The sequence below is a fragment of the Sphingomonas mucosissima genome (genome assembly GCF_002197665.1).
GTDB classification, from domain to species: Bacteria; Pseudomonadota; Alphaproteobacteria; order Sphingomonadales; family Sphingomonadaceae; genus Sphingomonas; species Sphingomonas mucosissima.
In genome coordinates this window covers 18,296-31,879 of sequence record NZ_NBBJ01000001.1, presented here as the reverse complement: position 1 = coordinate 31,879, position 13,584 = coordinate 18,296, and the positions used below count along the sequence as shown (strand labels likewise).

Annotated in this window: 12 protein-coding genes; 6 read left to right on the top strand and 6 right to left on the bottom strand. The window is 64.9% G+C overall.

Features of this window, described 5'->3' with window-relative positions; genetic code table 11:
- Positions 1-260: 260 nt before the first annotated feature.
- Entirely contained in the window at positions 261-1,364 is a 1,104-nt protein-coding gene (mnmA, locus tag SPMU_RS00165; RefSeq protein WP_088333054.1) for a tRNA 2-thiouridine(34) synthase MnmA, read from the top strand.
- Between the two features lie 41 nt (positions 1,365-1,405).
- Here mnmA and SPMU_RS00160 read toward each other — a convergent pair whose 3' ends face one another.
- The 3 genes from SPMU_RS00160 to pdxH are packed head-to-tail and all read right to left on the bottom strand — an operon-like array spanning position 1,406 to position 3,728.
- A complete protein-coding gene (locus tag SPMU_RS00160; RefSeq protein ID WP_088330754.1) occupies positions 1,406-2,197 on the bottom strand; it encodes a PhzF family phenazine biosynthesis protein in 792 nt (263 codons plus the stop codon).
- Complete coding sequence (locus SPMU_RS00155; RefSeq protein ID WP_088330752.1) at positions 2,194-3,141, bottom strand: cation diffusion facilitator family transporter; 948 nt, start codon at positions 3,139-3,141, stop codon at positions 2,194-2,196. The genes SPMU_RS00160 and SPMU_RS00155 overlap by 4 nt, the downstream gene beginning before the upstream one ends.
- The gene (gene pdxH / locus SPMU_RS00150; protein ID WP_088330750.1) at positions 3,138-3,728 is read right to left on the bottom strand and encodes a pyridoxamine 5'-phosphate oxidase; all 591 of its coding nucleotides are present in this window, start codon (positions 3,726-3,728) and stop codon (positions 3,138-3,140) included. The genes SPMU_RS00155 and pdxH overlap by 4 nt, the downstream gene beginning before the upstream one ends.
- A gap of 85 nt (positions 3,729-3,813) precedes the next feature.
- Here pdxH and ku point away from each other — a divergent pair, with 85 nt between their 5' ends.
- From ku to SPMU_RS00125, 5 genes are all read left to right on the top strand, one after another.
- On the top strand, positions 3,814-4,725 hold the full coding sequence (gene ku / locus SPMU_RS00145) for a non-homologous end joining protein Ku (RefSeq protein ID WP_088330745.1): 912 nt from the start codon (positions 3,814-3,816) through the stop codon (positions 4,723-4,725).
- A gap of 113 nt (positions 4,726-4,838) precedes the next feature.
- Complete coding sequence (ligD, locus tag SPMU_RS00140; protein ID WP_088330743.1) at positions 4,839-7,346, top strand: DNA ligase D; 2,508 nt, start codon at positions 4,839-4,841, stop codon at positions 7,344-7,346.
- Positions 7,347-7,518: 172 nt separating this feature from the next.
- Entirely contained in the window at positions 7,519-9,999 is a 2,481-nt protein-coding gene (locus SPMU_RS00135; RefSeq protein WP_088330741.1) for a circularly permuted type 2 ATP-grasp protein, read from the top strand.
- A 23-nt stretch (positions 10,000-10,022) separates the two neighbouring features.
- Positions 10,023-10,907 (top strand): transglutaminase family protein, encoded by an 885-nt coding sequence (locus SPMU_RS00130; RefSeq protein WP_088333053.1) that lies wholly within the window; start codon positions 10,023-10,025, stop codon positions 10,905-10,907.
- Positions 10,908-10,988: 81 nt separating this feature from the next.
- Entirely contained in the window at positions 10,989-12,182 is a 1,194-nt protein-coding gene (locus SPMU_RS00125) for a multidrug effflux MFS transporter (RefSeq protein ID WP_088330739.1), read from the top strand.
- A 45-nt stretch (positions 12,183-12,227) separates the two neighbouring features.
- On the opposite strand, the gene SPMU_RS00120 is transcribed toward SPMU_RS00125, so the two are convergent.
- The 3 genes from SPMU_RS00120 to SPMU_RS00110 all read right to left on the bottom strand — a co-directional run bounded on the left by SPMU_RS00120 (position 12,228) and on the right by SPMU_RS00110 (position 13,554).
- Entirely contained in the window at positions 12,228-12,446 is a 219-nt protein-coding gene (locus SPMU_RS00120; RefSeq protein WP_140418360.1) for a hypothetical protein, read from the bottom strand.
- Between the two features lie 158 nt (positions 12,447-12,604).
- Positions 12,605-12,997 (bottom strand): acyl-CoA thioesterase, encoded by a 393-nt coding sequence (locus tag SPMU_RS00115; protein WP_088330735.1) that lies wholly within the window; start codon positions 12,995-12,997, stop codon positions 12,605-12,607.
- Positions 12,994-13,554, bottom strand: coding sequence for a DedA family protein (locus tag SPMU_RS00110; protein WP_088330733.1), 561 nt, complete (start codon positions 13,552-13,554; stop codon positions 12,994-12,996). The genes SPMU_RS00115 and SPMU_RS00110 overlap by 4 nt, the downstream gene beginning before the upstream one ends.
- Positions 13,555-13,584: the final 30 nt, after the last annotated feature.

Below are 13,584 nucleotides of genomic sequence, written 5' to 3'. Positions count from 1 at the left end.
GCGAGCGTAGATGGTAGCAGTCGGTGACGCGGCCTGCCGCGCCGTCATCTCCACTAGCAGCACCGCCAGGTCGCTCGGAAGCTCAACCAGAGGCGCGCGGCGATCAAAAAGGGCAAAACTCAGGTCCACGCTCGCGCCGATTCCTCATGCTTCATCGTCGGAAGCACGCTTCTACGCGCCATGAAGTGAAGGCTCCGTAAAGCCCGGGGCGATTGCTTGCGTTCGCCATCAACATGAAATGTGCTATCGCATGCGGCGTGATCGAAATCGCTGATTTCCAGATGGCCGGCGGCGCTGCCGGTCGACGCATTGTGGTTGCCATGTCCGGCGGGGTGGACAGTTCGGTCGTTGCTGCCCTTGCAAAGGCGAGCGGCGCAGAGACGATCGGCGTCACGCTGCAGTTATACGACCACGGCGAGGCGACCGCCCGCCCGGGCGCCTGCTGCGCAGGGCGTGATATTCGTGATGCTCGCGCCGTTTGCGATCAGTTGGGTATCGCACATTACGTATTTGACCACGAAAGCAGCTTCCGATCCCAGGTAGTTGACCGGTTCGCCGACGAATATCTCGCCGGGCGCACGCCCATCCCCTGCGTCCAGTGCAACATGGGGCCGAAATTCACCGACTTGTTCCAGCTGGCGCGCGATCTTGGCGCCGATTGTCTTGCAACCGGCCATTATGTGCGTCGAATGGTCGGCGCTGATGGTCCGGAACTGCATCGCGCCATCGATCCGGCACGCGACCAGAGTTACTTTCTGTTTGCGACCACCGGAGCACAATTAGATTTTTTGCGCTTCCCGCTCGGCGGCATGCCCAAGGATCGCGTACGTGCGATCGCCGCCGAAATGGGCTTGGGCGTGGCTGCCAAGCCCGACAGTCAGGACATCTGCTTTGTTCCGGATGGCGACTATGCCGGATTGGTCCGCAAACTGCGCCCTGCAGCCGTGGCTGGGGGTGAAATCGTTGATCTCTCGGGACAAACTCTAGGGCGGCATGAGGGAATTATCCACTACACCGTTGGACAGCGCCGCGGGCTGGACATCGGCGGCCAGCCAGAGCCGCTTTATGTCATCCGGCTGGAGCCAGAGACTCGCCGAGTCATAGTTGGACCACGCGCCGCGCTCGCGGTCGGCGCTGCCCGTCTGGCGGATCTGAACGTGCTTGGTCCGCTCGACCGGCCGCTCACGGCCAAGGTCCGTTCGATGGCGCGGCCGGTACCTGCTCGGCTACACGGCCATCGCCTCGTTTTCGAGGCCCCAGAGTTCGGCGTCGCTCCCGGTCAGGCCGCGGTGTTGTACGAGGGAGACCGCGTCCTCGGCGGCGGGTGGATCGCCGAAACGGAAAGCGCGAGCCTGGCTGCTTGATGCGCTACAGCACCATGAACACGCGGCATCCTGAAGGACCGTCAGGGCAGCAGGAACGTGCCCTCGATCACCGTGATGCAGGACCCAGTTAGGATCACTCTAGATCCCTCGAGGCGGCACCCGATCCGCCCACCGCGCGCGCTCGCCTGGAACGCAGAGAAGCTCTTGGTTCCCATCACTTCGGTCCAGTAAGGCACCATCACGGCATGGGCTGATCCCGTGACCGGGTCTTCTGGAATGTCGAAATATTCGGTGAAGACCCGGCTGACCACCTCCGCCGTTTCGCCGCGCGCGGCGACGATGTGAACGAGCGGCCCTAAGGCCTTCAGCGCCCGCGCGTCAGGCGCCGCGGCCCGAACCGCCGCTTCGTCCTCAACGATCACCAGGGCGTAGCCTTTGTCGTGCCACAGCGTCGCGCTGGCTTCGACGCCCAGCGCGGCGACAATGTCGTCCAAAGCCTTGGGCTGTGGAGTCCAGGCCGGCAGTGCCATCTCGTACCCCGCGCCGTGCCGGGTCACTTCCAAGATGCCTGCCTGCCGTGTGGCAAAGCGCACCCAGTGCCGCGTCGTGTCCGAAGAAAGCACGAAATGGCCGCTCGCCAGCGTCGCATGCCCGCACAAGGCGACCTCGGCGGCCGGCGTAAACCAGCGCAGCTCGAAGTCCGCGTCGCCCTGCGCCGGCACCAGAAATGCCGTTTCGGACAGGTTGTTTTCTGCCGCGATCGCCTGGAGCAGCGCATCGTCGAGCCACGCGGACAGCGGCATCACCGCAGCGGGATTGCCCGCAAACGGCTCGTCCGCGAAGGCGTCGACCTGGGCAAAGGGAATTCTCATACGCGCTTTCCGAACCAATGTGGGGTCACGTCAGCCTCCACGAGCGGGTTGTCAGTATCCACATGCCCCTCGGGGTCCAAATGAATCAGAACCTCCACACGCGGGAAAACGTCCCGCAAGCGACGCTCAACGCTTTCCACGATATCGTGAGCGGCCGCGATGGTGAGATTACGGTCTACTTCCATGTGAAACTGGGCAAAATCGTGCGTGCCCGCCCGCCGGGTACGAAAATCGTGGATTCCGCGAATGCCAGGCTGGCGCACGGCAATCTCGATGAAAGCGGCGCGCTGCTCGTCCGGCCACTCCTTGTCCATCAGCATGTCGATCGCCTGGCTGGACGCCTGGAACGCGCCCCAGGCGAGCCACAAGGCAATGGCAATGCCAAACAGAGGGTCTGCGCCGGCCATTCCGACGAACTGATCGAGCACCAATGCGGCAATAACAGCCACGTTGAGCAGCACGTCGGACTGGTAGTGGACATTATCGGCCAGGATCGCGACCGAACCCGTTTGGCGAATGATGCTGCGCTGATACGCCAGCAGCGCGAAGGTCGCAGTAATCGCGATCAGGGAGACGCCAATGCCGAGCGAGGCGTCCTGGTTCACCTGCGGGTTGGAAAAGCGATCAATCGCCCGCGCCGCGATGCCGATCGCCGAGGCGGTAATCAGCACCACCTGAAACAGCGCGGCAAGCGCCTCGGCCTTGCCATGGCCGAAGCGGTGGTCGTGATCCGCAGGCTCGGCGGCAACCTTCACACCATAAAGCGTGACAAGGCTGGCCAGCAGGTCAAGCCCCGTATCGGCCAAGCTGCCCAGCATCGCCACCGATCCGGTATGCCAGGCTGCATAGCCTTTAAGCATCAGCAGGAACGAGGCGGTGGCAACGCTTGCCAGCGCCGCGCGCATGGCAAGCGGAATAACGCGGCGGCGTTCTTCACGAGTCATGGATACAGCAAACCTTCGACCCAGGTTGCGCCGTCATCTGCGTCGGTGCGCGTGAACAATCGACGCTCATGCAGGCGATGCGCGCGATCCTGCCAGAATTCGATGCGATCAGGTACCACGCGATACCCGCCCCAGTGCGGCGGCCGCGGAACATCGCTGCCCTCGAAGCGGAACTGCATGGCCTCATACCGGGCCTCGAAGATCGATCGCGCCGCCAGGGGTCGGGATTGTTCCGAGGCCCATGCGCCAAGCTGCGAATCACGCCCGCGCGACGCAAAGTAAGCGTCGCTTTCCGCCTCGGTGACGAGGCTGACGGCGCCCTCGATCCTTATTTGGCGTCGCAAGGACTTCCAGTGAAACAGCAGCGCGGCCTGCGCATTGGCGGCCAGATCCTCTGCTTTTCGGCTGCCCCGGTTGGTATAGAAAACAAAGCCGTCCGGCCCATGCCCCTTCAGCAGCACCATGCGCACGGCAGGCCGCCCGCTTGAGTCGGCAGTCGCCAGCGCCATGGCATTGGGATCGTTCGGCTCGCTCGCCTTGGCTTCAGCGAACCAGGTTTCGAACAGCGAAAATGGATCGGTCGTCATGGCCCATGCCTTAGCACCGGAAAATGCGCGGAACGACTCCCCGCGCCGGGATTTGAATCGGCCTCGCAACGACAAAGGCCAAACCATGCCCGCTCGCGCCTATTGGCAGGGACAGATCCGCCTAGCGCTGGTCTCGATTCCGGTCGAGATCTATTCCGCCACCCGGTCGGGAGCGGCAATCAAGTTCCGGCAAATCCACGAGCCCACCGGCAAGCCGATTCATTATGAGAAGGTCGCGGAAGGGTTTGGCCCGGTCGATCCCGACGACATCATGAAGGGCTTTGAAGTCGAGAAGAACGAATTCGTCCTGCTCGACCAAGACGAGATCGATTCGGTCAAACTCGAATCGAAGAAGACACTTGAACTCACGCAGTTCGTCGATGCCAGCGACATTGACGTGCTTTACTATGAGAAGCCGTATTTCGTCGTTCCGGCGGATGACCTTGCCGAAGAGGCTTTCATCGTTCTGCGAGAAGCGCTGAAGCGCACCAAAAAGGTTGGGCTTGGGCAACTTGCCATGCGCGGGCGAGAATATGTCGTCAGCCTGAAACCATGCGGGCGCGGCATGGTCTTGGAAACGCTCCGCTACGCAGACGAGGTCAACCGAGCGCAAAGCTACTTTCGCGACATCCCGGACGAGAAACCCGACAACGATCTGCTGGAGCTCGCAGAAGCGCTGATCGAGAAGAAAAGCGGCGCCTTCGATCCGCAGGACTTTCACAACCGCTATGTCGATGCGCTTAAGGATTTGATCGAACGCAAGCGCAAGCAGAAATCGAACCGCAAGATCATCGACACCGACGAGAGCGGCGGTCGCTCCGCCTCCAACGTCGTGGACCTGATGGCGGCTCTGAAAAAATCTATGGAAAAATCGGGCGGCACGTCGACGCCTGCGAAACCTGCCGCGGCAAAGGCTCCGGCGAAAAAAGCTCCCGCCAAAACAGCCGCAGCGAAACCGGCTGCAGCCAAGAAGCCGCCTGCGAGGAAGCGTGCCTGACCGTGCGGACCAACGCGATGGTGCGGCCGAGGCACGCCGGCTGGCAGCGCGATTTCGGCACCACGATCAAGCGTGTCGACCAGCGCTAAGTTGCGTCCCAGCGGAGTGATGACGTGAGCGACAACCCCCTCGCCCTCTACAACGCCAAGCGCGACTTTGCGAAAACGGCGGAGCCGGCCGGAACCTTGGCTCCGGGCAATGGCAACAGCTTCATCGTTCAAAAGCACGACGCCACGCGCCTCCATTGGGATTTCCGCCTGGAGGTGGACGGCGTGCTGAAAAGCTGGGCCGTGACGCGGGGGCCGAGCCTGGACCCGAATGAAAAGCGCCTCGCGGTACGGACCGAGGATCATCCGCTGAGCTACGCCACCTTCGAGGGTACGATTCCAAAGGGGGAATATGGCGGCGGAACCGTGATGCTGTGGGATCAAGGCACCTGGTCCGTAATCAAGGGCAAGTCGGTCAAGGATCTGGAAAAAGGTCACCTCCACTTCGTTCTCGACGGCGAGCGGATGAAGGGCGAGTGGCTGCTGATCCGGCTAAAGCCCCGGGGCAAGGAGAAGCGCGAGAACTGGCTGCTTCGAAAGATTGACGATGCTGATGCGGGCGGCACCGACACGCTGGTGGAAACCGCCCTGACGAGCGTGTCCACTGGCCGAACGATGCAGGAAATCGCCGACGGCAAGCCGGCCACGCCACAGCGCGGCCGGCGGAGCGGCAAGAACATCGGCAACGGCAAAGCCGATCGAGGCGCTGCCAAGCCGAGCACGGCCAAGGCGCCGCGGCGCGCACGCAAGTCCTCCGCGGGCCTGAAGACGCCAGACTTTTCCGAGCCGCAGCTCTGCACGCTGGTCGACACCGTACCGTCCGGCTCCACGTGGCTGCACGAGATGAAGTACGACGGCTATCGCGCGCTCATCGCGATCGGTGGCGGAACGGCAAAGGTGTACACGCGCAACGGACTGGATTGGACCGACAAGTTCGCAGGCATCGCCGCAGCGGCGGCACAATTGGATGTCGACAACGCCCTGATCGATGGGGAGATCGTCGCGTTCAAGAACGGTCACCCGGATTTCTCGAGCTTGAAGAACGCCATTTCAAGCGGCGGAGACATGACTTTCTTCGGATTCGACCTGCTGGAGCTGAATGGCGAGGACCTGCGGCCAATGCCCAATGTTCAGCGCAAGGAACGACTGCGGCCGCTCATACCCGGTTCGGATCGCTTGCTGTTCAGCGAGCATGTGATCGGCTCGGGCGAGGATTTGTTCGAGCGCATGTGCCAGGAGGGGCTGGAGGGGATCGTCTCGAAACAGGCGGATGCGCCCTATCGCGGATCGCGCACGAAAGCTTGGCTCAAGATCAAGTGCACCCGCCGGCAGGAGTTCATCATCGTCGGCTGGACACCATCCGACAAGTCGCGCGGTTTCCGCTCCTTGCTGCTCGGTGTTCATGAGAATGGCACGCTGCGCTATGCCGGCAAGGTCGGAACGGGTTTTTCGAACCAGCTCATGCTCGACCTGAGCGAGAAGCTGGCAAAACTGGAGCGCAAGACTCCGACCGTCGAGGTGCCCAAGAACATCGGCCGCGCTGCTGTCCGCAACGCCCGATGGGTGGCCCCGAAGCTGGTGGCCGAGATCGCCTTTACCGAGACGACGCCGGATAACCTATTGAGACATCCCAGCTTTCTGGGCCTGCGCGGCGACAAGGACGCCAAGGACGTGGTGATCGAAACACCGCAGCCAACGCCCGACATTCCCGCCACAAGCATCAAGGTGAGCAGCCGCGATCGGCTGATCTTCCCGGAATCGACCGTCACCAAGGGCGATCTTGCCGATTATTATGCCGCTGTGTCGGGGATCATGCTGCCGTGGGTAGCGCGACGACCGATCAGCCTGGTGCGCTGCCCGCAGGGACGAGGGCGAAAATGCTTCTTCCAGAAGCATGACGCGGGGTCGTTCGGGGACCATGTGCATCAGGTGCCGATCACGGAAAAGGACGGAAGTACAGAGAATTACCTGTGGGTCGACGATGCCGATGGGCTGGTCGCGTGCGTGCAGATGGGGACGATCGAGTTCCACGGCTGGGGATCGAGCGTCGATCATCTCGAAAAACCCGATCGCCTGGTCTTTGACCTTGATCCCGACGAAGGGCTCGATTTCGAGGACACCAAGAAAGCCGCCGAGCATCTGAAGAACCAGCTGGCAGAGCTGGGCCTCACCAGTTTCCCCATGCTTTCAGGGGGTAAGGGCGTGCATGTGGTGGTGCCGCTGACCCCGCAGGCGGAGTGGCCGGCGGTGAAGAGCTTCGCCGACCGGTTCGCCCGCGCGATGGCTCAGGCCGAGCCCGACCGCTTCGTCGCCACGATGAGCAAAGCCAAGCGCAAGGGCCGCATCTTTATCGACTGGCTGCGCAACCAGCGGGGCGCCACCGCCATCATGCCCTATGCAGCACGGGCCCGTGCAGGCGCACCCGTGGCCGCGCCGGTATCCTGGACGGAACTGCGCGAGATCAAAACGGCCGCCAACTGGAGTGTGTCGGCCACATCCGAATTGATCGAGCGCGCGAGCAGCCGGGCGCTCGCCGGATGGGGCGTGGCAGATCAGGTGCTGCCCGATCTTTGATCGCTCGAAGATCCGCTGGCCGGCGCAGGGGCGTTGTACGGCGGGCATTCGGCGAAGCGCCTCGCTACTAAGGACGGCGCTCGCGCGACGCGTGGCCCTGCGGCGGACGGCGGCACTTTCGTGTTGCGCGGCCGCCCGGCCCCGTTAGGGTCCGCCCCGCTTAGGAGTTCGCTTGGCGACACAACCAGCCCTTTTCGGTGCCGCGACCCATGCACGTCGCTGGGTGGACGACTATCGAGGCCATGCGAGGGCCGGCGGCGACGTGCTGTGCGCGGCCGACGATGCGCCCTGGCTCGCCATGTTCGAAGAACTCGCCGCGCTGGTGGGCGACGATCTGGGCCACGCTCGCGAGCGGGTGCAGCGCCATGCCGCGGATATCGGCACGGGCTTTCGCATCATCGGCGAGCCGGAAGAGCGGCCCTGGCCGCTGTCGCCGGTGCCGCTGCTGATAGATGGCGATGAATGGCGCCATATCGAACGCGGGATCGTGCAGCGGGCGGACCTCTTTGAAACGATCCTGGCTGATCTTTACGGCGAGGCGAAGCTGGTGGCGCGCGGGCTCGTCCCGGCCGCTCTCGTCGCGGGCAGCCCCTTTTTCCTGCGCCAACTGGTCGGGCTGACGCCGGCCGGCGGGCACCATCTGCATTTCGTCGCAGTGGACCTGGGTCGCGGGCCGACGGGCGAATGGCGCGTGCTGGCCGATCACCTGCGCTCGCCCACCGGCGCGGGCTATGCGCTGGAGAACCGGCTGGCGGTGAGCCGCACGTTGGGCGGGCTGCAGGCGCGGCTCAACGTCGCACGCCATGCGCCGTTCTTTGCAGCGTTCCGTGATGGGCTAGCCGCCGCGTGCGCCCGGACCGATCCGCGCATCGGGCTGCTGACCCCCGGGCGCTACAATCCCAGCTATCCCGAGCAAGCGCACCTCGCGCGCTATCTTGGGCTGTTGCTAGTGGAGGGGGCGGATCTCGCCGCGCTGGAGGACAAGGTCTATGTCCGCACGATCGGCGGGCTGAAGCGGATCGATGCGCTGTGGCGGCGGCTAGATCCCCGGTTCCTCGATCCGCTGGCGTTCGACACCCATTCGAAGATCGGCGTGCCGGGGCTGATCGATGCCTATGCAGCGGGCAATGTGCTGCTCGCCAACGCGCCGGGCGTCGGGGTGCTGGAGTCGCCCGCGTGGAATGCGTTCCTGCCGCAATTGTGCACGCGCCTGACCGGTGCTGGCCTGAGCCTGCCGAACATCGCCACTTGGTGGTGCGGCCATCCCTCCGAGCGGGTCCGGGTCGAGGAGGATCTCGCCAATCTGGTGATCGGCCCCGCCTTCGGCAGCGGCACATTGGGGCTCCCCGATGATCAGGCGATTTCCGGCAGCGACCTGACCGACGCGCAGCGCATTGCCCTGCTGACCGATCTGGAGCGCCGCCCGCAGGATTATGTCGGGCAGGAAATCGTTCGGCTTTCGACCATGCCGGTGGTTGGCGACGAGGCTCTGGTCGCCCGCCCCTTCACCCTGCGCGTTTTTGCGGCGCGCGGGCCGGACGGGCGCTGGGCGGTGTTGCCGGGCGGCTTCTGCCGGATCGGCGAACATCCCGATCCACGCGCGGCAGTGATGGGAGAGGGCAATTGGTCTGCCGATGTCGTGATCTACGGCCGTGACAAGGTGGATCCGGTATCGCTGCTGCCCGCGCCCGACTCGCATCACGTCCGCCGCAACCCCGGCACGCTGCCGAGCCGGGTGGCGGACAATCTATATTGGCTCGGCCGCTATCTCGAGCGCGGCGAGGCGCTGCTGGCCATCATCCGCGTGATGCTGGGCAATTCGATCGATGCCGACGGCGGCGCGGCGCTCGGCCCCGATACGGTCAGCCGACTGGTCGGGATGGTGGCCGCCGCCGGTGCCGCCCCGCTACCCGCCGCGCTGAAGCGCGCGGACCTGACGCAAATGGCTCGCACGGCGATGGAATCGGTCGATGCCGGCTGGCAATCCGTCGCCGAGATGAACCACCAGGCGCGCCGGATCGGCAACGTATCGCGCGATCGCCTGTCCGCCGACATGGTTCGGCTGCTGGACGCGCCCTTCCCCACGCACCGCGGCATGCTGGATCGCACCGGCTCATTGCAGCGCCGCTACGCCGCAATCGCGGGCCTCTCCGCCGAACATATGAGCCGGACCGCGGCCTGGCGCTTCCACGATCTGGGCAGGCGGATCGAGCGATCGCTGGCGATCGTGCGCGCGAGCCGCACCTTCGGCTTGCCCGGTGCCTCTCTCGATGACCTGTCGACGCTGCTCGACCTCGCCAACAGCCAGATCAGCTATCGCCAGCGGTATCTGACTGGCCTCGCCCGCGTGCCGGTGCTTGATCTCGTCATGCTCGACCCAGGCAATCCGCGCGCACTCGCCTTTCAAGTGGAGCGGATCTGGGAGCATCTGTGCGCCCTGCCCGTGTTGCAGGACGACGGCATGGCCGAAGAACAGCAGGCCGAGGCGACGGAACTGAAGGCGCTGGTTGCGATCACCCGCGCAGACACGGTCAATGCCGATATGCTGGGGACGGTGGAGCGACGCCTTTTCACTCTGTCCGACGCCATTGCCCGCCGGTATTTCCTGCAAGGCGCCGAGCCGCTGCGCGCGGGTGGGCTGACGCTGGCATGAGCGACGCCGAGTTTCCCGATCACATGATCTACGACATCGCTCACGTCACGCGCTTTGATTATGGTGCGCAGGTCAAGTTTGCGCGCTGCAACCTGCGGCTGGAGCCGATCGACTGGCCGGGGCAAAAGCTTCAATCCTACATGCTGCGCGTGTCACCAGCCGGCCGCACCACGCCGGCGCGAGCCGAAGCAGGGCTCGCCCATGTCACGCGGTTAACCGTCGACGAGCCGGTGCGCCGGCTGACCATCGAAAGCATCGCGCGCATCACCGTGGATCGCCTGGTCCCCACCCCCGAGCCGGGTGATCCGACGCTGCGCGAGGTGGCGGCGCTGGCGCGCGACAGCCGCGACATTTCCGCTGCAGGACCATCCAGTTATCTGTTCCCCTCTCCCCTGATCCCGCTGGACCGGGACATCGCGGCCTATTGCGCCCCCGATCTCGACCCAGGGCGCAATGCACTGGAGGCGGGGATCGCCCTGGCGCGCCGCATCCAGCAAGATTTCGAGTTCGATACCGCGGCCACCCTGGTCGACACGCCGCCGCACGAGGCCTTCGCCAAGCGCCGCGGGGTCTGCCAGGATTTTGCGCAGATCATGATCACTGGGCTGCGCGCCGCCGGTCTGCCGGCAGCCTATGCCTCCGGCTACATCCGCACCATCCCGCCGCCCGGCCAGGAGCGACTGGTCGGCGCCGACGCGACGCATGCCTGGGTGTTGCTGTGGTGCGGCCCCGAGCGTGGGTGGGTCGGGCTGGACCCGACCAACGGGATCTGGATGGCCAGCGACCATATCGTGGTCGCCGTCGGCCGCGATTATGCGGAAATCGCGCCGGTCGATGGCGTGGTGCTGGGTTCCGGCGCGCAGGAAATGGATGTTTCTGTCGACGTCGCGCCCGTCGAAGAAGGCTGACTCAAAGAAAAGCTGCGCTTGTGCCGGGGCGCTCGCTTCCCGATAGGCAGCCGCATGACTTCACACCCCGCACCTGCCGGCATGCATCCGCGCGAATTTGTTGCCTTTGTCGCTGCGGTGATGGCGGTGAATGCTTTCGGCGTGGACCTGATGCTCCCCTCGCTCGCGGACATCGGCCACGACCTGGGAGTGAGCGAGGCCAATCACCGCCAGTGGATCATCACCGTCTACATGGTCGGCTTTGGCGCCGGGCAGCTTGTCTATGGCCCGCTGGCGGACCGTTATGGTCGACGGATCGTGCTGATCCTGACATTGGCCGGATTTGTCGGCGCGAGCATCTTTGCCGCCGGGTCGGCGAGTTTTGCCGCGCTGCTGGGCGCGCGATTGCTGCAGGGGCTGATGTCGGCGTCGACGCGGGTCCTGGCCGTGGCGATCGTACGCGACGGATCGTCGGGGCGGCAGATGGCGCGCACCATGTCGGTGGCGCAAATGATCTTCTTCCTGGTGCCGATCCTGGCGCCCACGCTAGGGCAGTTGCTCCTGGAATTCGGTCCGTGGCGTTTCATCTTCTACGCGCTGGGCGCCTTTGCCGCGCTGGTCCTCGCCTGGACCCTCGTGCGGTTGCCCGAGACGCTGCCGGCTGAACGACGCGTGCCGATCTCCCTGACAACGCTGCGCGCGAATTATCGGCTGACGCTAACCAATCGTTATTCGCTGGGCTATGCCATCGCTGCCTCGCTGACGTTCGGCGGGATCATCGCCTTTGTGTCGCTGTCGCAGCAGATCTTCGTTGACGGCTTTAATGCTGGTGACCGCTTCACCTTGTTCTTCGCGATCTGTGCCTGCGCGATGGGGGCTGCCTCGTTCCTCAACAGCCGGCTTGTCGAGCGGCTGGGCACGCGGCTGATCTCGCAAAGCGCGGTGCTGGGCCTGATCGCGCTGTCGATCGTGCATGTCGCGGTGATCGCGACGGGCGTCGAGACGCTGTGGAGCTATATCTTCTTCCAGGCGCTGAGCATGACCTGCATCGGGCTGTGCGGCGCCAATTTCGGCGCAATGGCGATGGAGCCGGTGGGCCATATCGCGGGCACCGCTTCATCGCTGCAGGGCTTCATCACCAGCATCGGCGCGGTGGTGGTCGGCTCCGCGATCGGCCAGTCCTATGCGGGCACCACGACGCCGCTGGCGATCGGCTATCTCGCGATCGGTTTTGCCGTGCTCGGCATCATCTGGGTGGTGGAAGGGGGCAAGCTGTTCCGCGCGCGAATGGGCTAGGCAGGGTGGCGGCCGGTTGTCGCAGCGGCGGCCGACCGGCCCTGCTTACGAGCGCAGCAATCGCCGCTCGGCGGGGGTGCCAGCGTCCGTGCGGGTGAAGAAGATCGGCGTGTCTTCGCTTACCGGCGGCGCCGTCAGCGGCAGCGGGTCTGCCTCTTCATAATCCGCCAAGGGTGCCGGAAGGATTTGCACCAGCGGGTCCGCTTCGTCATAAGAAGCGTCGTTTCCGTAGCGGAAGGACCCGACCGGATCGGCCATAATCATATCACACTGCATGCAGGTGATTAGGGCAGCGGTGCTGCCGGATCAATGGCTATGCCGCGGACGCGATCAACTTTGCGATGAAGCGAAGCCTGGCACTCACCAGACGTGCTTGACCTGGTGGCCCGTGCGGGCTCGCTGGTCCGGCGCCAAGCAGCCGATCAGTGCGTGAGAAACGGCGCGGCGATCTCCGGGCGGACGCGCAGGAGCCGGCCGCTTGCGCGGTCGAGCAGCGCCCAGGTCGTGATCCCTTCCACGAGCACGCGCCCGTCGGCACCGGTGAAACGGAAATGGCGGTCGAAGCGGGCGCCCCGCGGCGGCTCCGGTACCCAGGTCTCGCCCGTCGTCGACCCGCCTTCCGCCAAATTGCCGCGATAGTCGATCTCGTGCCGGGTCACGACCCAGACAAAGGCGTCGCGGTGCTCGGAGGGGGCAACCGCCTCCCAATGCGCAACCGCCAGATCCTGGATCCAGCGCACCCAGACGGCATTGTTGACGTGCCCGAGCTCATCAATGTCGTCCGGCGTGGCGGTGAAGGTCCTGGTGAAGCTCATCGTCCTTTCCACCAGCGTATGATCTGGAAGATGGCAACGCCGCCGCTCACCACCGCAACGCCCATCAGCAGGGTGTGGCGGCTGGGCCGCAGGCGGCCGGCGAGTTCGGTCACCGCCTCGCCGAACCAATAGCCAAGCGCGGTGAACAGGCTGGCCCAGAGCACCGCGGCGAGCGCGTTGATCGTCACGAAGGTGGCGGCGGGCACCTGGCTGGTGCCGATCGCAAGCGGGCTGACGGTGCGGAAGCCGTAGAGGAAGCGGAATGCGAAGATGAATCCTACGGGGTAGCGCTCGAGCAGGGACAGTGCCTTGGCGAAGGCGCGCTTCTGCATCCAGCGCTGCACGAACGGCCGGTCGCGATAGCGGCGGCCGGCGGCGAAGAAGAATTGATCCGCCAGGAACGATCCGAGCGCGCCGGCGGCAAGGGCAAGTGGCCAGGCGATCAGCCCCTGGTGCGCGATCAGCCCGCCGGCGATCACCGCGGTTTCGCCCTCCAGCATGGTGCCGGCGAACACTGCGGCGACGCCCCAGCGGGCAATGATCGCCTCGATCGTCATGGCGCGTGTCGCGTCCCGGCGGCGAGTGCC